Source organism: Methanococcoides methylutens (assembly GCF_000765475.1).
Taxonomy (GTDB): domain Archaea; phylum Halobacteriota; class Methanosarcinia; order Methanosarcinales; family Methanosarcinaceae; genus Methanococcoides; species Methanococcoides methylutens.
This window is the reverse complement of sequence record NZ_JRHO01000013.1, coordinates 180,390-203,191: the sequence shown is the minus strand read 5'-3', so window position 1 is coordinate 203,191 and position 22,802 is coordinate 180,390. Positions and strand designations below refer to the sequence as shown.

The window sequence follows — 22,802 nt, the reverse complement described above, 5'->3', positions numbered from 1 at the left end:
CCCGGACGAAATGGTATATAGTTTCCCACTAAAATAAAAAAGGGGAATAATATGTCTGGTAATCTGAAAGAAAGGGACGTTTCTAAGGAATCGATAATTTCGTCGGCTCAGAATTACATTGGTTCTATGCTTAAGAACCTTCCACAGAAATTGAAAGAATCAACTGGCGAGGTGGCTTTGAACATTATTTGTGAGGAGGTTCGTAAAATGCCTGTACCTCTTCTGGGTACTGTACTTGCTTCTACCATAAGGCGTACCTTCGGGGAAGAACAGGGCATGGGCAGGAATTATTCTGATGCTATCGAAATGCTAATCAGTATTCAGAATTCGACCAGTTCATTTGAGAACGAATTGAGGTCCTATAATATTCAAATGGATGAGATCGCAAATGAGATATCTCTTCTAAGGCAATTATTAATGGAGAAAAAGGAGTCTTCATGCCTCAGGATGATCAGGCCTACTTTAGCTCTGGATTACCCCCAGGGGGACAATGAAATACATTTCATACTGGCCAATACAGGTTCCGGATCAGTTATTGTAGAGGAGATCTTCCTGGAGGTCGAAGAGTGGGAACCTGACACCACAATTGATTATTCCTTGCCGGCAGCTCCATTGAACTTTGTTATGCTTGAGGCTAAGCTCAGCATACATGAAACGCAATATCCATTGCTTAAGCTGAACAGTGAACCTGAGCGTACATTCAGTGCCAAAGGTGAAGGTGCAGATAAGATCGTCATCAACATTTCATCCCTGGAAAATGCCCGTTATAGTCTTAGATTAAGGATACCTTATTTCGATATTGTTACAGGGGAATCTGGCACACTTTATTACCCGGCCACCGATGAGGAGGCCTTTGTTGTTCCCTTCTATTTTGCTCCGGGCTGGAAACATCTTGAGCCAGCTAACTTATTGGACCGGGATGTGATCTTCCAGGAACTAAAAGAAACTTTCCAGAGCATTCTTGCTGTCTTTGAGAACCATCCTGTTTCCAATCCATTGAGGGAGCAGAAGAATTGTGAAATCCTGGATGAGCTTCAAATCTGGTATGATCCTGAGAATTCAATAAATCGTACATTCTCTTTCTTAAGTATATTTATTCCTCCTTTTGTGGGCATGGCTGTCCTTGAGAAGGAACAGGACGTAGTTGAACTGATTCTCAAACTCCTCTGTCATGAAGCAGAATATTTTGATGACCAGATAAGGAATGAATGCAGGAATGCGATAGAGGCTGGAAATACAAGATACTATATTCCGGAATATTTCAGCGATATGTTAATTCTTATCAATGATCCAGAGGCCGAACAATTAGTTAAAGATCTCATGCTTGAAACTGAGTTTAAGCAGAGAGTGGATTTATCAGATATGATATTATCGAAAATAAAGCCCCTATGTTAATTTTTTGTAGGAATTTATATCTCTATTTAGATCCATATTTATACATCCATCTATGCATGTATCTATGCGTTATTTGCAACACTACAAAATAAAGCAGAAACATAGATAATGCATAAATTAATGTGTTTTCAAAAAGAAAAATAAATTGTGTCTGAGCCTTCAATGAGATCGAGGGGCCTATACAACTTATGTATGCTTCTGCGGATTCTTTGATCCTGTCTTTCCCCCCTTTATAGCAAATACAGCATCTGCTACACAATAATACCATTCTATAGTTTTTCTATTAAGCTATTTATAGGGATTACAATAGGATGGTCGACATCTGGATTACTAAAATAGAAGTAAATATCAGAATGATCAATTGTCAGAATAAGAATTAAGTTACATATAATGTAGATATGAGGGAATTTATAAAGTTAAATAAACAATAAAATCATGGTCAAGGAATGAGTCCTTGATCTTACTCAGCTAATTTAAGCTTCTTAACTGCAGCATATCCTATCATGACCATTAAAGGAGCTATTATAAGGTATGTGTTCCTTTCAAGGAATACGCTCACCCCGAATCTCATTGCATTTATTTCCAAATGAATGAGTATTTCTGCTAGTAAACCAAGTGAAGCATATGCTAATATTATCAGACTATATGAATAGTATTTAGATTCCATCTGTATAAATCTCCCCAATACTCTATGTATTTGATTTTTTAAATATGTGATATGTTGAACATTCTAATCTATCAATAGCCATTGTATAAAAGAATTTCTAATTTATTCTAGTTTTTTAGATTTGCCTTTAAATAACTAATTAAGATAAGTCAAAACAGAAATTATCGATATGTTTCTTTTCAGTTGATGGCGATAATATTATCCAAAAGCTTTATATGTAAATAAGGTGTTTTTAGATTGCTTTTAGAGGATTAACGCTGCTTTGATGAATATATAGGTTTGGATGGTATTGCTTTAACTGTTTTGCTATTTCTCCTTATGTTTACTAGTCTGGTTATTATCTTTTTAAGCACTTTAAAGGAAGTGAAATATTTGTTCAATAACATGGAATCCACTGCACCAGTAGAAGCTGGCGAGACATACGACGTAACAATTGAAGATATCGCAAGAGAAGGCGATGGAATCGCTAGAGTAAGCGGTTTCGTAATTTTCGTCCCAGGCGCAAAGGTCGGCGACGAAGTAACAATCAAAGTTACCAAGGTCATGAGAAAGTTCGCATTCGGCGAGCTCGTTTAATTACAGCTTTATAAGCTCAATGGTGGAAGGTCGTATTATTCGATCTTTCATTATCACTTTTTTGATGTTAATTTTAGTTTATGCTAGTTCTTATTTATCCTAATTAGCATTTAAATGATGCTCATTTAGTTGATTCTTATTTTGAATTGGATTTTTAAATTACAATCTCTATTTCAATATTTTTTTGTCTGATTGTGAAACCTCCCCTTATATATTAACTGCATCTCCCATCCATCCGTATTTCTCAATCTAGTTGAAATATGAGCATAGCTACTGGCATGGTTATTAAATTTAATAAAATAATGAGAATCAGTAATTATATTAAATAAAATTTGATACTGAAAACAGATTATAGGAATAGATTATGAAAAGAAATAATGAATGATCATACATTCATTATTTATTTCAGGTAGCCCTTGCGCTGAAGCCAGTTTACCTGTGGCATTGTGTACTTCCAGATCACATCAGCTTTTGAATCCTGGAAAGACCATGGAGTAACTATTACAATATCGCCTTCGCGAACCCACATCCTTTTTTTCTTTGAACCAGGGATCCTACCCATCCTTACAACGCCATCCATGCATTGTAATGTGACTCTTTTTCCACCAAGCAATGTACCAACAGTTGCTAAGATCTCATTTTTATCCTTTCGTGGGGTACGAACTCTTGTAACTTCCGGAGTATCGGAAGCTTTGCCGCTTGCACCCTTATTTTTCCTCATATTGCTTCTATAATTAGCCAGATTAATTCCTCGTTGTTAGTATGTAGATAATTAGAATGTATGTATAACATTCTGCCCTATTCTATAAACAAATAATGTGAAATCTGTGAATTGTTACAAATCACCTGCACACTTAATGGGATTCAATTCCGGAAAGTTTCACTGATATTATTTGTTGGAAGATTAGCCAAATATGATCAATATAATTTATCATTCAAAAAAGTGGAACTAATTTTTTTAATAACAAACCATAAGCATATTTGTTTATGATATTAAACAAACTCAATGCATATAAAGTCTGTTGAAGAAATGGCAATAGTCTAAGCATTTTTACTCATTTTCAGCTTAAAATTAGAGTTTCACATATATAGTTTCAAAAAACCTCCGAGATTATCTTTCGGAGCTAGAAGTTACTTTGCCGGACTTCATCCTCATTTTCTAAAGATAAGTTATATATCCAATCAATCCCCATTTCACGCCGTTAACTCAAACACAAAAGCTTATCAGCAATGTCCATTAGACTAACGGCCTGAACATTTTTGTCGATAGAACTAAGTAACAGATACTCATGTTCTGATTTGAAAAATGCTATGGAATGCTACAGATTCTCAGTGATTAGTAACTAGTTAGATTTGATCTGTAATTTTTGTGTTAAATTCATAGGTAATTAATATCTCTTCAAAAAATTGGAGGAAACATGCTCGAGGTAAAAGATCTGGTAGTTGAGATTGGTGGCAGGACTATCCTGAACAAAGTCAATCTCAAAGTAGAGCAGGGTAGCACCACTGTTCTTTTCGGCCCCAACGGAGCTGGTAAATCCGCACTTCTCATGACGCTTATGGGATTTAGCGGTTACAATATTGTTAGTGGGCAGATAATATTCAAAGGTGAGGACATAACTAACCTTTCAGTTGATGAAAGAGCAAAACGAGGATTGGGTATCATGACCCAGAGACCACCTAACATGACAGGTGTTAAGCTCGAGACACTCGTGAGTGCAATATCAACGGACAATAGTCTCGACACTGAAGCAGTCGCAAAGAAGCTTGATATGGAGCGTTTCATGGAAAGAGACGTCAATGTTGGCTTTTCTGGTGGAGAGATCAAGAGGTCTGAATTATTACAATTATCAGCACAAAACCCATGCATGTATCTGCTCGATGAGCCGGAGTCCGGTGTTGACCTTGTAAGCATCGAAGAAATAGGCAAGACCATAGATGAACTTCTGAAAAGCAGGTCAAACTGTTTTGTTGACCATAACAGAAGGGGAAATTCCGCACTTATCATAACACATACCGGTCAGGTATTGGACTATGTTGAGCCGGATATGGGCTACATACTTTGCAATGGTGCTGTTGTGTGCAAAGGTCATCCACGTGAGATGCTTAAGGAAATAAAGAGTCAGGGATATGGAGAGTGCATTAAATGCAAACGGGGACAGCTTTAAAGGAAAAGGCTGAAAAAGCCATAGCAAAGATTGCAATGTATGGAGAGGACTTCGATCTCAACGAATTCGAGGTCGGTACAAAGGAAGTACCTCTAACTGAAGATCTTGAGGACCTCGATAGTGAGTTTAAGAAAACACTTCTCAATGTAGGTGTTCTCCCTGATGAGAAAGACCGTTCAGGCAGTTTCCTGATGCTGGACAATGCAATATCCCATTCTTCGATCAATGATCCTGACATTGAACTGATGTCACTGCATGAAGCAATGGAGAAACATGACTGGCTGGAGGAATATTCATGGAAGCTTGTTCCTGTGGATGCTGACAAGTACACTGCAAAAAGCTATCTTGAGAATGCTAATGGTTATTTCATTCGTGCACCTGCAGGTAAGAAAAGCTCTATGCCAGTACAGACCTGTCTTGTAACGGGTCATAAAGACGCGACACAGACCGTTCACAACATCCTTATTGTAGAGGAAGATGCACAGCTTGATGTCATTACAGGCTGTACTACCAAGAAAGGCGTGGAAAGGGCAATGCACCTTGGTATTTCAGAGATATACGTCAAGAAAGGCGGTGTCCTTAACTTCACAATGATACACAACTGGGCCGAAGATATAGGCGTGCGCCCAAGGACTGCTATCCATCTCGAAGAAGGTGCAACGTTTGTTAACAACTATATCCTGCTAAAGCCTGTGAAGTCAATTCAGTCCTATCCAACTGCCATCCTGGACGGAGAAGGTGCTTTTGCGAGGTTCCATACTATTGCTGTTGCACACCCCGGTTCAGAACTTGATCTTGGAAGCAGGGTAATTTTCAATGCTCCAAATACAAAGGCAGAGCTTGTTTCAAGAACTATCACTACAGGTGGTAAGATCACTGCCAGGGGAGAGATGGTTGCAAACGAACCGCATTCAAAAGGTCATCTGGAATGCCATGGACTTGTACTTAACAACAAAGGTACACAGCGTGCAATTCCAATACTGGAAGCAAATGTGGATGATGTGGAGCTTACACACGAAGCTGCAGTCGGAAGGATTGCAAAAGAACAGGTCGAATACCTGATGGCACGTGGACTTTCCGAAGAAGATTCTGTAGGAATGATCGTTCGTGGTTTCCTTGATGTGGGCATAACCGGCCTTCCTGAAGAGCTTGCAGAAGATATTGACAAAACGATCGCACAGATCGGAAAGGATGCGATCTGATTACAGATTGGTCCTTTTTCATTCTTTTTTATTTATCACTTATTACGGATAATTATCCACTTTCAGGATATATGACATGAAGTATACTATAAATGGTATATGATGCATGTATTATGCGCAATATACAATTAATTCATCCAATCTGTTTACATTTTGATTGGTTTATATATTACCTTTTAATTATCTTCTTCCTCAATACTCAAACAAATTCATTTCGCACTATTTTAAGTATCATCAATTCTGTTATGGATGACGGAGTTGCACTACAATGGATGTCCCTCACCTTATAAATGTTATCCGTTCCTCGCGCAGGTATGAAGGCCAGATGGTTCATGTTGAGACCATTCCTTCAAAAGAGCCGGAATACGGTGAGGTTTTACTGAAACCGTTGATAACGTATGCTCTCAGCGAAATGGGCATTGAGAAGCTTTACACTCATCAGGCAGAGGCCATCGAGACAGCTAAAAGAGGTGAGGACCTTGTTCTCTCCACCAGTACAGCAAGTGGTAAATCCCTGTGCTATATGCTTCCTATCTTCGAGACATTGATGGAAGATCCCAATGCAACTGCCCTTTATATTTCACCTTTGAACGCACTGGTCAATGACCAGCTTGATACATTTAAGAATTTCCGTGATCTCATGGGCATCGAGATGAACATCAACAAGTTCATCGGTACCATGTCCTCTGAGGAAAAATCCGCGGTAAAATATGGCAATCCCAGAATACTTTTTACAAATCCGGAAATGCTCCATTTGAGCTTCCTGCAATGGAAACACCAGTGGAAGAAATTCCTCTCTAACCTGAAGTTCATCGTTCTTGATGAGAGCCATTCCTACAGCGGTGTCATGGGAAGCAATATGGCAAACCTGCTTCGGAGGCTTAATCGTGTTTGTGATCATTACGGATCTAACCCGCAGTACATCTGCTGTACAGCTACCATTGGCAATCCGGAAGAACATACATCTGCTTTGATAGGTAAAGATGTAACACTGGTCAATAAGGATGGTTCTGGCAGTGGAATGCAGAAGTTCATTTTCTGGAATCCTCCTCTTTATACTCGTTCACGCTCCAGCAATTTCACTCTCCGGAAAGCAAGTTTTGGTGAGACCGTCGGCCTGTTCACCACCTTTGTGCAGAATGACCTGCAGACCATTGTGTTTGCAAGATCAAGACAAAAAGTCGAAAGGATGTATGTAGAAGCAAAGAACAGACTTGAGCAGAGGGGGGAGCAAAAGATCATCAGTCCTTACAGGGGTGGCTATCATGGGAATGAACGTGAAGCGATAGAGAAGGGACTCTCAAGTGGGAATGTTGCAGGTGTCATTTCTACTATGGCTCTCGAACTTGGTATTGATATCGGAGGTCTGGATGCCTGTATAATGGATGGTTTTCCGGGGACCATCATGAGTGCCAGGCAGCAATCCGGACGAGCAGGACGTGGAAGTCAGGAGAGTGTCGTTGCCCTTGTGGCTGATTCCAATGCACTTGACCAGTATTATATGAGAAATCCGACTGACCTTTTCAAGAAAGAATGTGAAGAGGCGGTTATCAACGTTTCTAATCGCTATATTCAGGCCGGCCATCTGCTGTGTGCAGCAAGAGAACTGGCATTAAGGCCGGAGGATGAGAAGTATTTCGGTAGTGATTTTGCCGAGATAATGGCAGTACTTGAAGAAGAAGGATTGCTTGAGGGTGAAACCGAAAAACTTTGTACTGACGGCAAGGCTCACATGCGTGTGTCCATCAGGGGAATTGATGGCGATGGCTACACTATCTTTGAGAAAGGAAGCCGTGCTCCCCTGGAAAAGGACATTGGCAGGCTAAGGGCATATAGGGAGGCTTTCAAGGGTGCTGTCTACATCAACAAAGGCACTCCTTATTCTGTTACTGAACTTGACCATGAGAAACAGATCATCCGGGTGGAGAAAGCAAAGGATGGCTATTACACAAGGTCACAGGTGGCTTCAGACATACAGATAGTGGATGTGATCGATACAAAGCCTCTTCAGACCTGTGATGGTGTCACTGTTGGCTTTGGTGATGTTGACGTCACCCAACAGGTCACCGGCTTCAAGAGGTTCATGCAGCGTACTGATGAGGAGCTTGGACAATTTTCCCTCACTATGCCAAAGTTCAGTCTTGAGACCGAAGCCCTCTGGCTTGAGCTTCCTGAATACCTTGCCGATCTGGTGGAAAAGTATGAAAGGGATTTCAATGGCGGCATCCATGCCATCGAGCATGCGATCATAGCAATGTATCCGCTTCACCTTCTTGCTGACAGGAACGATGTGGGCGGGGTTTCAACTCCTGAACATACTGACCTGAACAAGAAGAGCGGGATCTTCGTCTATGATGGTCATGCAGGAGGTGTCGGGTATGCAGAAGCCGGCTATGGCAGGATTGTCGAAATGCTCGAGGTTACACTGAAAGCTATAGAGAGCTGTCCCTGCAAGGATGGATGCCCAAGCTGTATCCAGTCCCCTAAGTGTGGTAATAACAACAATCCTCTGGATAAGGATGCAGCAATCATGATCCTCAGGAAGATGCTTGGCAAACCTGAATACATCCCGAAGAGGAAGTACCTGTCTGAGATCTCAAAGCAGAGGTCAGGATCTCCTGCTTTGAACAGGCAGCACGAGAAGAAGGATCAGAATGATGCCGCTGATGCATTGAACAGGGCAAGAAGAAAGCTTAAGCGTCAGGGATCAGGATCAGCTGCCGAGTGGGTTAAAATGGGGATCGCTGCCGGCAGGGATGAGAAGGATCACAAAAAGGCATGTGATTGCTTTGACAGAGCCTTACAACTGGATCCGGATAATAGTTCAGCACTTTCGAACAAAGGTGTCACATACATTATGATGGGGAAGCATACGCTGGCATTGCAATGCTTTAACAGGCTTTTGGACCTTGGTTATGGAAAAAGTCATGTGGTCTGGAAGAACAAGGGTACAGCTTTGAGACTGCTTGGGGATCGTGTTGGTGCAATTGAGGCATACAATGAAGCCCTCAGGATAAAACCGGATGATGCCGGAACAAAACAGATGAGGGATAAATTAAGGGAAGCTGATAATGCTCTGTATGCTCGCGATGGCATGTGATCGAAAGAACCGATTGTTGAATATATTCAATAAAAAGTGTATGAAAGATTGAGTATATTTAATATGGAAATGGATTTTAAAAAAAGTTGAACTTAAATTTAAGAAAAAGATGTAAGAAAGAGATGTTCAGGCGAACATCTCATTCACAGCTTCCACAAGGTCGTGGAGCCTTTCAACAGGGATTCCGATGATAAGCTCATCGTCTGCGATGTTTGCGAATTTCCTGCTTCCTCCGCATCCGACAGTTACGCTGATCTTACCTTCCTTGTATGGAAGAGCAACGCCGTCTGCACAGACACTCTGGATACCTGCAAAGCTTGCTTCTACTCTGCCACCAAACTTGTAGATCAATGCCTGGGAAAGCTGCATGACCTGTTTTGGCGAGGTTACGATAACAACTACATCAGGCTTGAAAGTAGCTGTTTCAAGTGGTCCGTATACGACTGCTTTTGTGGTTCCTGCTTCTACCTTTGTTACCTTTTCCATGGTACGTCTTGCTGCATTGATGGTGCTGAAACGCTTGAGGTTATAGTAGGTGTCACCGATAGCCAGCTTGTGTGGCATTTCCTGCAAGCCCATTACAGAAGACCCACCCTTGCACATCTGGTCATCTGCTAAGGAATAGAATTGCTTTCCGGTCTTTCTGACAGTGTCCACCATCTGGCAGTGTCTTGTGGTCTCGTCTATTCTTTCGATACCTTCAGGTATATCATGACCTTCAGGAATAAGTGATACTGCAACTGGTTTTGTTTTAAGGTTCAGTATTTCGGTTAGCTGCTTTCCAAATTCATTTATTTCCTTGATGTCCATATTGATCACTCTGTTTTATGTAAAATATAAACGGATTAATTTATTACTTTTTCTTAGCAGTGTTGTTGTTACTGCTTACGACGGTTTGTTTCGGTTGTGTTATAAGTGTACACAACTAGTTTTATATAAGCTTTACTATTGATTATTTCAGAAAAAATTGGTAGCTATTTTATGCTACCTGATAATTCAAAATTAGTAGAAAAGAAAAGTGGTAGGATAAGAGATCGTTTAAGATCTCATCCAATCGTTCCAGGCACCTGCTTTCATTTCCAGAATGCCTGTGATGTCCTCAAGCTGTTCTGCAGGAATACCTACAACCATCTCATCGTCCTTGAGTCCTGCATTCTTGGCAGCACCGTCACAGCCAATAGAGATGTTAACTTCCCCGGTGGTGTAAGGTGAACCGGTAGCATCAGCACATGTGGACTGGATACCTGCAAAGTTTGCAGTCATACGGCCACCGCGCCTGTAGATCACGGAATGTGCGATCCTTCTGGCTACAAGGGTGTTTCCGATCACAATGATAACATCAGGTTCTGTTGGTGTGCTGTCCAGTGGAGCAACGACCGTTGCAACAGTTGAACCGGGAGCAGGCCTTGGCATGTTGTCTACAACACGCTTAGCGACACTCAGGGAGATCTCTTTTCCAAGCTTATCAAAATACAGTTCTCCGCTTTTGATCTTGTCAGGATAGTCCTGTAGACCGATGGCTGCAGCGCCACCTTTACAGGCATGCTCATCCATGGTAGCAAAAGTTACCTTGTCATCGAACCTGGCATCCTGAAGCATCTGGCAATATCTTCTTGGTGCTTCGATCTTTACCAGACCTTCAGGAATATCCTTTTCTCTCTTTAACAATGATATTGCCACTGGTTTCCCATTAAGTTCCAGTGCCTCAATAAGTTTCTCACTCATTTTTGCATAATCCATGTTAGTACCTCTAAATTTTTACTGTTATCAAGGATAAAATTTCATTTACCTCTTATCATTTAACAGAGTATAATCTCTCATAGGTGTATAAATATATAGTTGTTTCCGTAATGTTTATATATTTACTCTCATTTGTGTCATATACAATAAAGAAATAAATTGTAAACGAGGAAGTAATATGAAGATATGCGTAACAGCTACAGATAAAGATATTAGTGCAGCAATGGATTCACGTTTTGGAAGGTGCCCTTACTTTGTGGTCGTTGATCCAGACACGATGGAATTCAGAGCATTTGACAATGAAGCAGCTTCTGCATCTGGCGGAGCAGGTATACAGGCTGCCCAGAACATTTCTGACAAAGGGATCACTGTTCTGCTTACCGGCAAAGTCGGTCCTAACGCTTTCCCGATCCTTTCCGCAGCTAAAATTAAAGTAATGGAAGGAGCCAGTGGATCAGTTGCAGATGCGATCCAACAATACAAGGAAGGTAAATTGCATGAAGTATCTGCCCCTACCGCAGAGGCACATGCTTCAATGGCTGCACCCGGTCGGGGAATGGGTGGACGTGGCAGGTCCGGTGGCTCTGGCAGGGGCATGGGAGGTGGCGGTGGAGCCGGAAGGGGTGGTGGAATAAACCGCTAATGCACGAAAATAAAGAAAATTGATTGATTAAAAAAATTAACACATAAAAAGATAATAAAAACTAAAACGAGATGAGACCAATGTCAGAAGAATACACATGGTTCTTAAAAGATTCAGTAGTTGATACAGGAATGTGCACCTTATGCGGTGCCTGCGCTGCGGTTTGCCCTTACGAGATCATCGAATTCGATGAGAATGGACCAAAGTTAAAGGAAGAATGCTACAGGAACGGAGAAGGAGCATGCAAGGATGTTTGCCAGCGTGTCATGACAGATGCAGCCCGTATCTCCATGAACGTGTTCAATTTTAAATCACTGCCTCCATCAGCTATCGGCCAATACCAGAAGATCGTTTCAGCAAGGGCTACAGATACTTCAATAGCTGAAAAAGGACAGGATGGCGGAGCAGTGACCGCTCTTCTTGGATATTGTTTTGACAATGGTCTCATTGATGGCGCTGTTACAACTGCAGGTTTTACAAAACCGGATTCCTGTGTCGTTACAAGCAAAGAAGAACTGATGGATACCCAGGGTGCCAAATATTCCGCAGTTCCCGTGATGGCTGCACTTCGCCAGAATGATGCTGAATTTAAAAATGTCGCAATGGTGGGTGTTCCGTGCCAGACGTACGGAACCAGAAGAACACAGTTCTTCACAGGCCTGAACGTTCATCCACCGGAAGTCGGAATTAATGGTGAAAAGGCTGAGATCCCAAATATACCCTACACAATCGGCCTGTTCTGCATGGAGAACTTTGACTATGGCAAGTTATCCGAATACATGAAAAGCATAGGGATCGACCTGGACAAGATACGGAAATATGCCATCAGGCTCGATGAGATGATCGTTACTACCGATGACGGGGAAATTGAGATCTCACTGAAGGATATCGCTAACTGTGTATGGGATGGATGTCGTATCTGCAGGGATGCGGTTTCAAAAGTTGCAGACATATCAGCAGGACATGTGGGTTCATCCACCGGCTGGACAACTTTGATCGCCCGCAATGATAAGGGACTGGCACTTCTTGAAGCAGCAGAAAAAGCTGGTTACATCGAGACCATCGATGATGTTGATATCAGCATGCTTGAGGACTTTGCAGCTATCAAGATGAGAAAGTTCAATAAAGAGCTTGGTAAGCGTCTTGATGATGGAAAGAAAGTCAACTTCTATTGGGTACGCGACTATCCGGGTGTAAGACCAGAGGCTAATGGAACGAATTTCGTGAAGATCAAAACCAACTCCGGCATCGTACAGCACGATTACATTGCCAGGGTTGCTGAACTTGCAGAGAAGTACGGTGACGGCAGCCTTGAGCTTACCACAAGGAAGAGCGTTGAGATCCAGGGTGTCAAAGGTGAAAATGTCGATGGCCTGATGGCCGATGTTTACGGTAGTGGGCTCAAGACCATTGGAATGGGCTATGCTAACGCCTGTCCGGGAATGGATTACTGTCCAGAGGGGCTTGTTACCACCAAGGATCTTGCAAATGAGCTCACAATGCAGTTTGCCCAGAAGCTCACTCCGCACAAGATGAAGGTCGGTGTGGCCGGATGTCCGAACAGCTGTGTCAGAGCAGAGAGCAATGACATAGGTATTGTAGGCCAGCTCCGTCCGAAGGTCGATACGGAGAAATGTACCGGGTGTGGAAGATGCAGTGAATTGTGCAAACTGAATGCTATATCTGTGATCTCAGGGAAGGCTGTTATCGACAGGGATCTCTGCATTAACTGTGGATGGTGTGTCAGAGGATGCCCGCATGAAGCAGCTGTTGAAGACGAGAGAGGTTATTCTGTATGGATCGGCGGGAACGATGCAAGAAGGCCAACAAATGGTGTTCTCCTGAAGGCATTTTCCACAAAAGAGGAGATCCCAGCTCTGATAGACAAGGTAGGGAAGACATTTGTCAAATATCGGACCAAACCTGGTAAGGAAAGACTCGGCAACATTATTGAACTGGTAGGAGAAGGTCAGTTCATCAGTGAGGTCCTGAAGGAATAATTCCAGTTCGAGATCCCCCAAAGGGATCATTTTTTCTTTTTTGATGTTAATTAGTTATGGGGGAACAAGATTTGGCTGTAAAAGAAGAACTTCGGCTAGGTGCAAAAGCTTCGAAAAACTCTACCATTGTACTTGTTTTTCTTGCAGCTATAAAAGGAACAGTAGGTTTCTATTCAGGGAGCTCTTCCCTGATAGCGGATGCTATCCATACGTCAATGGACATCTTTACATCCCTCGCTGTCTGGGTAGGCCTAAAACTAAGCTTAAAGAGTAGTGGGGAACACTTTCCCTACGGATACTACAAAGCAGAGAACCTGGTAGCCCTTTTTGTATCGCTCCTGATCATATTGTCCGGAGTTGAACTTGTCCGCGAGGCACTCTCAACTATAAGGGCACCTTCTGAGATCGAATTCCAGGAGCTGGCACTTGGAGCGGCAGTATTCTCAGTGATCACGATCTATGCCCTTTCACAGTATAAGTTTAAAATCGGAAGACAGATCGGTTCACAGGCATTGATCGCAGATGCCACCCACTCATACACAGATGTATTCAGTTCCATGGTCGTTGTCGTTGCCATCATTGGTTCAATGTTCGGAATGCCATGGATTGATAGCCTGGGTGTCCTTGTAATATCTGTTGTCATCTTCAAGCTCGGGATCAGCACAGCAAAGGAATCGGCACTTACACTCATGGATGCATGGCTGGACAGAGAATCCATCGAAAGCATCCGGCATTCGGTGAAACAAATTCCAGGCGTGAACAAGGTTGATGATATCAGGCTCAGAAGATCCGGTCTTGTGGTATTTGGTGAGATGCAGGTAGAAAGTGCAGGAGAATGCGACCTGAAAAGGGTGGAAATGCTCTCCGTTGAGATCGAAGAGGTGGTTAAAAGTGAGATACCAAATCTTGAACATATTTCAGTTGATATAAAACCTGGAAAGATATCCGTGCTCAAGGTTGCGATCCCTATAATAAAGCCAGAAGGATTACAGTCGAAGCTATCCAGGCATATCGGAAAGGCTCCCTATTATATCATCATTCAGCTGGAAGACAACAAAATAATAGACTGGGAAATTGGTGAGAACCCCGCTGCTGATCTGGAGAGGAAAAGAGGTGTAAAGACGGCGGAGTACCTGCAGGAACATGGCGTTAACATTGTCATCATAAAGGATATTGGGGAAGGTCCATTCCACAAATTCCATGACAGTTTTATCAAACTGTTAGATATGCCGGATGATGTGGAAGATGTTGAAACACTCATTGGAAAGATCCCTGAGCTGAGTGCTATCACCGCTCCTACAGAGTAACAATAATTTGAGAAACGGAGAAACTGGTAATGAAAATTGCTATCGCAAGCGGAAAAGGTGGAACAGGCAAGACCACAGTGGCAGTAAATCTTGCACTTTCCCTAAATGATGCACAACTGTTCGACTGTGACGTGGAAGAACCCAATTGCAACCTGTTCCTGAGATACGATCTTGAGAAAATCGAGGATGTGAATGTTCCGACACCGGTTGTTGATAAAAGCAAATGTGACCTTTGCGGTAAATGTTCTGAGTTTTGCCAGTTCAATGCCCTTGCCGTTTTGCCTGAAGATGTAATGATCTTCCCAACCCTATGTCATGGATGTGGTGGATGCACTATTGTATGTCCGAATGAAGCTATCAGTGAGGTGGACAGGAGAGTCGGAACCATTGAAGGTTCAGTAAACGAAGAACTCGTGTTCTATCAGGGAATGTTGAAGATAGGGGAACCCATGACATCACTTGTGATCAAGGCCCTTCAGGAGCATATCGATAAGAATACGACTGCTATCATCGATGCACCTCCGGGTACTGCCTGCCCGGTCATTGCTTCAGTGAAGAATATCGATTACTGTATCCTTGTAACCGAATCTACACCTTTTGGGTTCCATGACCTGAAACTTGCTCTTGATGTGATGAGGATACTGGGAATACCGTTCGGTGTGGTGATAAATCGATGCGATATCGGTGACACCAGCGTAGAAGAATACTGTATTGAAGAGGGGATCCCGGTCTTGATGAAGATCCCTTATGATATGGAGATAGCAAAGTTGTACTCACAGGGAATTCCCTTTGTAAATGAGATGCCGGAGTGGAAGGACAGATTTCTCAGGCTTTTCAGAGATGTTACCTCACTGTCTGAAATGAGGGAACTTCCTGAACAATGATCAGAGGAGTTGATAGTAATTGGTAAAGATAGGATTGGCAAGGTGTGAAATTGCCTCCAGGTACTGTCCTGAAATCTCCTGTTTTAAGGTGATAAAGAGCGGGACAGGTACTGAAGAGTTCAAGGATGAGGATATTGATATCATTGGCATGATCACATGCAGAGGATGTCCGGGATATTTTAAGATCGGAGAAATTACATGAAGCAGCTTACTGTCATAAGTGGCAAAGGTGGTACCGGAAAGACCACTATAGCAGCAGCTTTTGCCTCACTTGCAGATAACGCAGTGATAGCTGACTGTGATGTGGATGCAGCCGATATGCACCTGATATTGGCCCCGAAGATAACTGAGACAATAGACTTCTATGGACTGAAAGAAGCATCTATTGATAGCTCCCTGTGCATCCAATGCGGCTTGTGTAGAGAGAATTGCAGGTTCGATGCAATTACTGATGATATCAGGATCGATAGCCTTGAATGTGAAGGCTGTGGTGTATGTGCTCATGTCTGTCCTGAAGGAGCTATAACAATGGTAGAAAGAAAAGCAGGAGATGCATATCTTTCTGAAACCAGATTCGGACCGATGGCACATGCAAAGCTCAGTGTCGGAGAAGAAGCAAGTGGTAAATTGGTAGCGTTTGTCAGGGAGAATGCCAGAAAACTTGCTGATAGATATGACAAAGACATGATCATCATTGATGGACCACCCGGCACAGGGTGCTCTGTGATCGCTTCTATTACCGGTGTTGATATGGTTGCGGTCATAACTGAACCCAGTGTATCAGGGATCCATGATCTTGAACGGGTTCTGGGTGTAGCCAGCCACTTTAATGTTCCAGCTGTGGTCTGCATAAACCAGTATGATATAAATGAAGAGAACACCCGCATTATTGAAGATTATTGCAGGGAAAATGGGATCAATGTTGTAGGAAAGCTTCCTTTTAGCAAAATTCCGACCAAAGCAATGATTCAGGAAATAACGGTGATCGAATATTTAGATAATGAACTGTCAAATGAGTTCTCAGAAAAACTAAAAGAAATATGGGAAAACATGATGAGAAGCCTGAAATATGATTAAATAAAATGTGTTTTTATTTTCAAGCTATGCTCTCATATAAAATTACATCGTGCGTTTTACCGCAAGCATCCTGTCAAGTGCTTCTTTTGCTTTGAGCCTTGTCTCTTCAGGCACGGTGATCACATATTCCATGTTCTCAAGTGCATTAAGCACTGATTCAAGGGTAGTGATCTTCATGTTAGGACAGATCGTAAACTCGGACAGGTAATAGAACTTCTTATCAGGGTTCTCTTTACTTAACCTGTGAAGCAGGCCATTCTCAGTACCGATGATGAACTCTTTAGCATCAGAGCTTTTAGCATAGTTGAGTATACCGGTAGTGCTTAAGACCTCATCTGCAAGCTCAAGGACCTCTGTCCTGCATTCCGGGTGTGCGAGGAACAGGGCATCAGGATGTGCTTCCTTTGCCTTGATGACATCATCTGCACGCATCTGGTGATGGGTTGGGCAGAATCCTTCCCATGTAATGATCTTCTTGTCGGTGAAATGTGAAACGTAAGTCCCGAGGTTCTTGTCAGGGACAAAGATTATCTCATCCTCTTCAAGGGAGTTCACTACATCAATTGCATTTGCGGATGTACAGCAGATATCGCTCTGGGCCTTGATCTCGGCAGAGGAGTTCACATAACAGACCACCGCTGCATCGGGGTGCTCCTGCTTTACATCGTCCAGGGAGATCACATCGACCATCTCGGCCATCGGGCAGCCGGCGTCCTTTTCAGGAAGAAGTACAGTCTTTTCCGGGCTAAGTGTTGCAGCGCTTTCAGCCATGAAGTCTACGCCACAGAATACTATCACATCGGCATCGGTAGCGACGGCCTGCTGGCTAAGACCAAGTGAATCACCTGTGAAGTCTGCAATATCCTGCACTTCAGGGCGCTGGTAATTGTGGGCGAGGATAACTGCATTGTGTTCTGCTTTCAGGGAATTGATCCTGTCAATTATATCATTCATGTCCTGCATATTCCCACCACATCATAATTTCTATTATATAACATGTCAAACAACTTAGATTTCTATAACGATATTTATATCTAAATATGCGTTTTCGTTTTTATAAATATGGGTAGTATTTATGTATGTTAACGGCGTTAACCTACCGCCTGACAGTTTAAGTAGTTTGCGCTGGCAGGAAAATTCTCTGCAAGTGATAATATACTAAAGTTTATATCAATGAGTTTTGTACACTTATACCACATCCGAAATAAACCGTTGCTGGAACAATAACAGATAATGGAAAAAGTATTAATTAAAGAATAGTCCATTTCTTTATGGGAGTATAAAAATGACTGAAACCACTATTAAAGTAGAAGGCATGTCCTGCGGACACTGTAAGATGGCTGTAACTAAAGCAATATCCGGGTTAAATGGCGTTTCTTCTGTTGATGTCGATCTTGAAAAAGGAGAAGCCAGTGTTTCCTACGATCCACAGGCAACAGATATTGATGCTATCAAAAAAGCAGTCAATGATGCCGGCTATAAGGCCTGACCTTACAGCTTTAATTTATTATAAATAATAATGATTTGATCGACATTTGATCAATATTAAGTCGGACATTTAGTGCCTGGTAGCACTAAATGTACGATCGACCAACCGTCAGACGAACAAATTTCATTTATTCTTTTGGTGTGATAATATGAAAGTCACAATTGATGTTCATGGAATGACCTGTATGCATTGCCATGACAGAGTTACAAAAGCAATTTCTTCTCTTGAAGGTGTGGAAGATGTGGAGGTAAGCCTTGAGGAGAACAATGCTACTGTTAGTTTTGATCCTGAAAAAGTGACCCTTGATGAGATCAGGAAGGCAGTTGAAGATGCCGGTTATGAGACAGGCGAAGGTAGCGGTTCAGAAGATTCAGCAGAAACACTCGCAGAAAGTTTAATTGAAGCTTCAACTAAGGCTACAACTGAAACCACAACAGAAGAGATGGCAGAAGAGACCGCTGAAGTACCCACTGATTCCACATTGAAAGTTACAGGTATGACATGTGCCGCCTGTGCATTGCGCATAGAGGATGCGTTGAAGAAACAGCCCGGCGTCCTTTCGGCAACTGTCAATCTTCCGCTTGAAAAGGCATCCGTAACCTATGATCCGAAGCTGATAAACACTAACAGACTTGAAGAAACGATCGTAGATACAGGCTATGGCATACTGAAAGATGAGGTTAACTTTGATGTAGGAGGCATGACATGTGCCGCTTGTGCATCAAATATAGAGCGTGCTCTCAGGAAACTTGATGGCGTAAGCAAAGCCAGTGTGAATTTCCCAATGTCCAGTGCGCATGCTGAGTATGATTCCTCAAAGGTTTCCGTAGCTGATATGCTTAAGGCAATAGATGATATTGGCTATACTGCATCCGTTAAGGAGGAGGGTAGGCCTGCTGATCGTGAACAGGCTGCAAGGGACCTTGAGATCACACACCAGAGGAACAACCTGCTTATTGCTTTCCTGTTGACAATTCCAATAATGCTTGGTGGAATGAGTGGCGGGTTCCCACAGTATCTTTATTTTGTACCCCCTATCCTTGCTGATCGATTTGTACTTTTTGTTCTTACTACAATAGTAATGGCTTTCCCAGGCAGACAGTACTTCGTTGGTGCCTACAAAGGGCTTCGTCACGGTTCTGCTGATATGAACCTTCTTATTGCAACGGGTACCGGTGCTGCTTATACTATCAGTGTTGTGACCGGGTTCATCGACCTTGGACCGGGATACCAGCATACTTTCTTCGATTCAGCTGCAATGCTGATCACATTCATAACCTTTGGACGTTACCTTGAAGCAAAAGCAAGAGGCAGGACATCCGAAGCCATCAGGAAGCTCATCGGATTGCAGGCAAGAGCAGCCCGGGTCATCAGAAATGAAGAGGAGACCGAAGTAGCTGTGGAAGATGTGGTCACAGGAGATATTGTTGTTGTCAGACCAGGAGAGAAGCTACCAGTGGATGGTATCGTTACTGAAGGTTCATCTTCCATTGACGAATCAATGATCACCGGTGAGAGCATTCCGGTTGAGAAGAATATTGATGACCAGGTCATCGGTGCTACTGTAAACGGTACTGGTTCTTTCAGGTTCAAAGCTACCAAAGTAGGTGCTGATACTGCACTTTCACAGATAATCAAGCTGGTAGAAGATGCACAAACATCCAAGGCACCGATCCAGAGAATAGCTGACTTTGTTGCTGGTCGCTTCATTGTCGCAGTCATAATAATTGCTTTGCTTTCATTCATGTTCTGGCTCTTCATCGGATACAACATGTTTGATGTTGCACAGTACTCTGTTATCACAAGTCCGTTCCTGTTCTCCCTTCTGATCGGAATAACAGTTCTTGTGATATCCTGTCCATGTGCTGTAGGACTTGCAACTCCGGTAGCCATAATGGTAGGTACCGGCAAAGGAGCAGAAAATGGTATACTTATCAAGGGTGGTGAAGCACTTGAGGTCAGCCGGAAGATCAATACGATCATATTTGACAAGACTGGTACGCTCACAGAAGGAAAACCTGTACTAACTGATATTGTCGCTTTTAGCGGACACACTGAAGATGAAGTACTTTCCCTTGCAGCTACTGCAGAAAAGGGATCAGAACATCCTCTGGGTGAAGCTATTGTAAACGCTGCTGTGGAAACTAACGTCCCCATTATGGATGTGTCATCCTTTGATTCCATCCCGGGACATGGGGTAAAAGCACTGATCAATGAGCAAGAGGTGCTGTTGGGTACCCGAAAGCTCATGACTGACAGCAATGTTGACGTATCTTCCCTTACCGGTAGGCTTGAAGAACTTGAACATCAGGGTAAGACAGCTATGCTGGTCTCAGTTGATGGCAATGCAACTGGTATCGTAGCAGTAGCAGATACACTCAAAGCCAATTCCATAGAGGCTGTTTCCAGGCTCAAAGAGATGGGACTTGAGGTTGTAATGATCACAGGAGATAACAGCAGGACCGCATCAGCTATTGCATCTAAAGCGGGTATTGATCGCGTTCTTTCTGAGGTGTTACCTGAAGACAAAGCAGCTGAGGTCAGGAAACTACAGGATGAAGGCAGGATAGTTGCAATGGTCGGTGACGGTATAAATGATGCACCGGCACTTACTCAGGCAGAAGTTGGGATAGCAATGGGAGCCGGTACAGATGTGGCAATTGAATCAGCACAGATCGTACTCATCAGGAACGACCTGCTTGACGTGGTAGCTTCCCTGCGCTTGAGCCGTCTGACCATGAGAAAGATAAAGCAGAACCTGTTCTGGGCCTTTGGGTACAACAGTCTTGGTATCCCGATCGCTGCAGGTGTCCTCTATCCGGTATTCCATCAGGTACTTGTCACTCCTGCAATGGCAGCAGCTTTCATGGCAATGAGCTCGGTATCTGTTGTGACGAATTCACTGCTGATGAAAAGAAGCAGGATCAAATGATGGAACATTAGCTAATCGATTGGTTGATAGATCATTAGTTAGTTAGTTAGTTAATTGATTGTTTGATCGATCGATCTACCAAACGATTATCTGATCATCAGCAAGTAATTAATTAAGTGGCATGTTTTAAGCATGCTGCTCTTTTTTTCTTAATATTATAACTACGAATCAATTCGAAGTTTAGACAATTCTTTAATAAGTCAACATCATATTGTAACATGTCGAAAGACGATGACAATCACGATCATAAAGGAGAAATTAATATGAAGAAATATTTCACATTTGTTACACTCGGTCTGCTGTTGCTCAGCATGACGGCAGCAGGTGTTGCTGTTGCCATCTCTGAGCCAGTGGCCGAAGAGCCTGTACTGATAGCTGAAAAGATCGCTGCTGATGGATATTACCAGGACATGATATATCCTGAAGCTGCACGAGAGGTCGTTCCCCTCTATGTTGATCCGGGATATTCATATCTTACAATTAAACCCGGTGAGTCAGAGGAAGTAACTGTTGTGCTCTACAACCACGGTGAAGAGACGATGACAGTTGAGCCTTACCTTGTACCACAGTTCTACAACGACAATGAACTTGATGATGAATGGGTTACTATTTCACCTGCAAAAGCTGAAATGGAGACCGGCGAAAAGCAGGAGTTCACGATCAAAGTAGCAGTTCCTGAAGATGCTGAACTTGGCCACTACAGTGCAAACGTCTTCTTTAGCGGTCTTGAGGGAGATGTTGCTTCCCTTTACCCGGGTTACAACGGAGCGCTCGAACTTTCAGTGAATGTATGGCTGCCACCAAACATTGAGATATTCAATTCATACATCAGCGACCGCGTTGAAGCAGGTGCTGAATATGAGTATTCCATAAATCTCAAGAACGTTGGCGACAAAGCAATTTCCATTGATCCACAGTTCGAAGAGATCGAGGATGAATGGTACAGATACAGTTCACAGGTATCTCTTGATGAGAAAGATGTGACCATCACAGCACCTTCTATTATAAATCCAGGAGAAAAAGCTGTTGTGAAGGTAAATGTGAAGATCCCGGCTGATGCAGAAGGAAGTGTCAATGGTATGATCAATCTGAATATCGATGACAGAACCATCACCGAATGGAGCCAGAAGGTAAGCATGAACTTCGATGTCTGGCAACAGCCCGAAGAACCATTCATAACAACTTTCAACGCAATGACTGATGATCCTATCACTATCAAGCTGTTCTCAACGGACTACAACTATGGTAGCAGCAGCACATCTTCTACAACACCTTCCTTTGAGGTTGTATTGAAGAACGCAAAAGGAGAGGTGAGACCGGTAATTGTGAGCACAAGCTACAGGGGCTCTGTCAATCTTGGACAGCAGTATCCTGGTCCTTACATGATGGCAATGGATGAAGCTGCCGGCAGCTACATTGAAGTTGAATCTGTGATGACTGAAGATATGGAACAGCCTGATGTCTACCAGCAGGGATCTACCGGATATTCAGAGACATATATTATCGATGGTGGTGCCGGTGAGTGGATACTCGAGATCATGCCACACAACACCGAGAACTTTGAATACTCAATTAGTATTGGTCTGACTGAATAATTCATTCCCAATATCCCGATTGTGTCA

General features: G+C 42.8%; 19 protein-coding genes. 14 read left to right on the top strand and 5 right to left on the bottom strand.

From position 1 onward, the window contains the following. Window positions 1-51: 51 nt before the first annotated feature. Window positions 52-1,395 carry a hypothetical protein gene (locus LI82_RS07110; protein WP_048194538.1) on the top strand — a complete coding sequence of 448 codons (1,344 nt, stop codon included), beginning with the start codon at window positions 52-54 and terminating at the stop codon, window positions 1,393-1,395. Window positions 1,396-1,855: 460 nt separating this feature from the next. Here the strand turns inward: LI82_RS07110 and LI82_RS07105 are convergent, their stop codons facing one another. Then, a complete protein-coding gene (locus LI82_RS07105) occupies window positions 1,856-2,062 on the bottom strand; it encodes a hypothetical protein (protein ID WP_048194536.1) in 207 nt (68 codons plus the stop codon). 384 nt (window positions 2,063-2,446) lie between these two features. Here LI82_RS07105 and LI82_RS07100 point away from each other — a divergent pair, with 384 nt between their 5' ends. Next, on the top strand, window positions 2,447-2,638 hold the full coding sequence (locus LI82_RS07100; RefSeq protein WP_048194628.1) for a TRAM domain-containing protein: 192 nt from the start codon (window positions 2,447-2,449) through the stop codon (window positions 2,636-2,638). A 400-nt stretch (window positions 2,639-3,038) separates the two neighbouring features. On the opposite strand, the gene eif1A is transcribed toward LI82_RS07100, so the two are convergent. Beyond that, window positions 3,039-3,359, bottom strand: coding sequence for a translation initiation factor eIF-1A (gene eif1A, locus LI82_RS07095; RefSeq protein WP_048194535.1), 321 nt, complete (start codon window positions 3,357-3,359; stop codon window positions 3,039-3,041). A 697-nt stretch (window positions 3,360-4,056) separates the two neighbouring features. Here eif1A and LI82_RS07090 point away from each other — a divergent pair. From LI82_RS07090 to LI82_RS07080, 3 genes are all read left to right on the top strand, one after another. Continuing rightward, on the top strand, window positions 4,057-4,806 hold the full coding sequence (locus LI82_RS07090; RefSeq protein WP_048194531.1) for an ABC transporter ATP-binding protein: 750 nt from the start codon (window positions 4,057-4,059) through the stop codon (window positions 4,804-4,806). Then, entirely contained in the window at window positions 4,785-6,008 is a 1,224-nt protein-coding gene (locus LI82_RS07085) for a SufB/SufD family protein (RefSeq protein ID WP_048194529.1), read from the top strand. Before LI82_RS07090 ends, LI82_RS07085 begins: the two co-directional genes overlap by 22 nt. A 268-nt stretch (window positions 6,009-6,276) precedes the next feature. After that, on the top strand, window positions 6,277-9,108 hold the full coding sequence (locus tag LI82_RS07080) for a DEAD/DEAH box helicase (RefSeq protein ID WP_048194527.1): 2,832 nt from the start codon (window positions 6,277-6,279) through the stop codon (window positions 9,106-9,108). A gap of 126 nt (window positions 9,109-9,234) precedes the next feature. On the opposite strand, the gene LI82_RS07075 is transcribed toward LI82_RS07080, so the two are convergent. Both LI82_RS07075 and LI82_RS07070 read right to left on the bottom strand, forming a co-directional pair. Further along, window positions 9,235-9,918 carry a DUF169 domain-containing protein gene (locus LI82_RS07075; protein ID WP_048194525.1) on the bottom strand — a complete coding sequence of 228 codons (684 nt, stop codon included), beginning with the start codon at window positions 9,916-9,918 and terminating at the stop codon, window positions 9,235-9,237. 228 nt (window positions 9,919-10,146) lie between these two features. Then, window positions 10,147-10,848 carry a DUF169 domain-containing protein gene (locus tag LI82_RS07070; RefSeq protein ID WP_048194523.1) on the bottom strand — a complete coding sequence of 234 codons (702 nt, stop codon included), beginning with the start codon at window positions 10,846-10,848 and terminating at the stop codon, window positions 10,147-10,149. Window positions 10,849-11,026: 178 nt separating this feature from the next. On the opposite strand from LI82_RS07070, the gene LI82_RS07065 reads away from it, so the two are divergent. The 6 genes from LI82_RS07065 (at window position 11,027) to LI82_RS07040 (ending at window position 16,759) form a co-directional block, all read left to right on the top strand. Further along, entirely contained in the window at window positions 11,027-11,491 is a 465-nt protein-coding gene (locus LI82_RS07065) for a NifB/NifX family molybdenum-iron cluster-binding protein (RefSeq protein WP_048194520.1), read from the top strand. An 80-nt stretch (window positions 11,492-11,571) separates the two neighbouring features. Then, complete coding sequence (locus tag LI82_RS07060) at window positions 11,572-13,491, top strand: Coenzyme F420 hydrogenase/dehydrogenase, beta subunit C-terminal domain (protein WP_048194518.1); 1,920 nt, start codon at window positions 11,572-11,574, stop codon at window positions 13,489-13,491. A 71-nt stretch (window positions 13,492-13,562) separates the two neighbouring features. Next, entirely contained in the window at window positions 13,563-14,798 is a 1,236-nt protein-coding gene (locus LI82_RS07055; protein WP_048194626.1) for a cation diffusion facilitator family transporter, read from the top strand. A gap of 29 nt (window positions 14,799-14,827) precedes the next feature. After that, window positions 14,828-15,682, top strand: a complete 855-nt coding sequence (locus tag LI82_RS07050) for an ATP-binding protein (protein ID WP_048194516.1) — start codon at window positions 14,828-14,830, stop codon at window positions 15,680-15,682. Between the two features lie 19 nt (window positions 15,683-15,701). Beyond that, window positions 15,702-15,884, top strand: coding sequence for a CGGC domain-containing protein (locus LI82_RS07045; RefSeq protein ID WP_048194514.1), 183 nt, complete (start codon window positions 15,702-15,704; stop codon window positions 15,882-15,884). Next, window positions 15,881-16,759 (top strand): 4Fe-4S binding protein, encoded by an 879-nt coding sequence (locus tag LI82_RS07040; RefSeq protein WP_048194512.1) that lies wholly within the window; start codon window positions 15,881-15,883, stop codon window positions 16,757-16,759. The genes LI82_RS07045 and LI82_RS07040 overlap by 4 nt, the downstream gene beginning before the upstream one ends. A 42-nt stretch (window positions 16,760-16,801) precedes the next feature. Here the strand turns inward: LI82_RS07040 and nadA are convergent, their stop codons facing one another. Beyond that, complete coding sequence (gene nadA / locus LI82_RS07035; RefSeq protein ID WP_048194510.1) at window positions 16,802-17,722, bottom strand: quinolinate synthase NadA; 921 nt, start codon at window positions 17,720-17,722, stop codon at window positions 16,802-16,804. A 322-nt stretch (window positions 17,723-18,044) separates the two neighbouring features. Between nadA and LI82_RS07030 the strand changes: the two genes are divergently transcribed. From LI82_RS07030 to LI82_RS07020, 3 genes are all read left to right on the top strand, one after another. Beyond that, window positions 18,045-18,248 carry a heavy-metal-associated domain-containing protein gene (locus LI82_RS07030; protein WP_048194508.1) on the top strand — a complete coding sequence of 68 codons (204 nt, stop codon included), beginning with the start codon at window positions 18,045-18,047 and terminating at the stop codon, window positions 18,246-18,248. A 148-nt stretch (window positions 18,249-18,396) separates the two neighbouring features. Beyond that, the gene (locus tag LI82_RS07025; RefSeq protein WP_048194506.1) at window positions 18,397-21,180 is read left to right on the top strand and encodes a heavy metal translocating P-type ATPase; all 2,784 of its coding nucleotides are present in this window, start codon (window positions 18,397-18,399) and stop codon (window positions 21,178-21,180) included. A 263-nt stretch (window positions 21,181-21,443) separates the two neighbouring features. Further along, the gene (locus LI82_RS07020) at window positions 21,444-22,775 is read left to right on the top strand and encodes a COG1470 family protein (RefSeq protein ID WP_048194504.1); all 1,332 of its coding nucleotides are present in this window, start codon (window positions 21,444-21,446) and stop codon (window positions 22,773-22,775) included. Window positions 22,776-22,802 lie beyond the last annotated feature (27 nt).

What these genes read in the sequence shown, in the direction of transcription:
- LI82_RS07060 (WP_048194518.1), top strand. Translation starts at nt 11,572, where the DNA reads ATGTCAGAAGAATACACATGGTTCTTAAAAGATTCAGTAGTTGATACA.
- LI82_RS07105 (WP_048194536.1), bottom strand. Translation starts at nt 2,062, where the DNA reads ATGGAATCTAAATACTATTCATATAGTCTGATAATATTAGCATATGCT.
- LI82_RS07040 (WP_048194512.1), top strand. Translation starts at nt 15,881, where the DNA reads ATGAAGCAGCTTACTGTCATAAGTGGCAAAGGTGGTACCGGAAAGACC.
- LI82_RS07080 (WP_048194527.1), top strand. Translation starts at nt 6,277, where the DNA reads ATGGATGTCCCTCACCTTATAAATGTTATCCGTTCCTCGCGCAGGTAT.
- LI82_RS07100 (WP_048194628.1), top strand. Translation starts at nt 2,447, where the DNA reads ATGGAATCCACTGCACCAGTAGAAGCTGGCGAGACATACGACGTAACA.
- LI82_RS07030 (WP_048194508.1), top strand. Translation starts at nt 18,045, where the DNA reads ATGACTGAAACCACTATTAAAGTAGAAGGCATGTCCTGCGGACACTGT.
- LI82_RS07025 (WP_048194506.1), top strand. Translation starts at nt 18,397, where the DNA reads ATGAAAGTCACAATTGATGTTCATGGAATGACCTGTATGCATTGCCAT.
- LI82_RS07110 (WP_048194538.1), top strand. Translation starts at nt 52, where the DNA reads ATGTCTGGTAATCTGAAAGAAAGGGACGTTTCTAAGGAATCGATAATT.
- LI82_RS07085 (WP_048194529.1), top strand. Translation starts at nt 4,785, where the DNA reads ATGCAAACGGGGACAGCTTTAAAGGAAAAGGCTGAAAAAGCCATAGCA.
- eif1A (WP_048194535.1), bottom strand. Translation starts at nt 3,359, where the DNA reads ATGAGGAAAAATAAGGGTGCAAGCGGCAAAGCTTCCGATACTCCGGAA.
- LI82_RS07050 (WP_048194516.1), top strand. Translation starts at nt 14,828, where the DNA reads ATGAAAATTGCTATCGCAAGCGGAAAAGGTGGAACAGGCAAGACCACA.
- LI82_RS07065 (WP_048194520.1), top strand. Translation starts at nt 11,027, where the DNA reads ATGAAGATATGCGTAACAGCTACAGATAAAGATATTAGTGCAGCAATG.
- LI82_RS07020 (WP_048194504.1), top strand. Translation starts at nt 21,444, where the DNA reads ATGAAGAAATATTTCACATTTGTTACACTCGGTCTGCTGTTGCTCAGC.
- LI82_RS07070 (WP_048194523.1), bottom strand. Translation starts at nt 10,848, where the DNA reads ATGGATTATGCAAAAATGAGTGAGAAACTTATTGAGGCACTGGAACTT.
- LI82_RS07075 (WP_048194525.1), bottom strand. Translation starts at nt 9,918, where the DNA reads ATGGACATCAAGGAAATAAATGAATTTGGAAAGCAGCTAACCGAAATA.
- nadA (WP_048194510.1), bottom strand. Translation starts at nt 17,722, where the DNA reads ATGCAGGACATGAATGATATAATTGACAGGATCAATTCCCTGAAAGCA.
- LI82_RS07090 (WP_048194531.1), top strand. Translation starts at nt 4,057, where the DNA reads ATGCTCGAGGTAAAAGATCTGGTAGTTGAGATTGGTGGCAGGACTATC.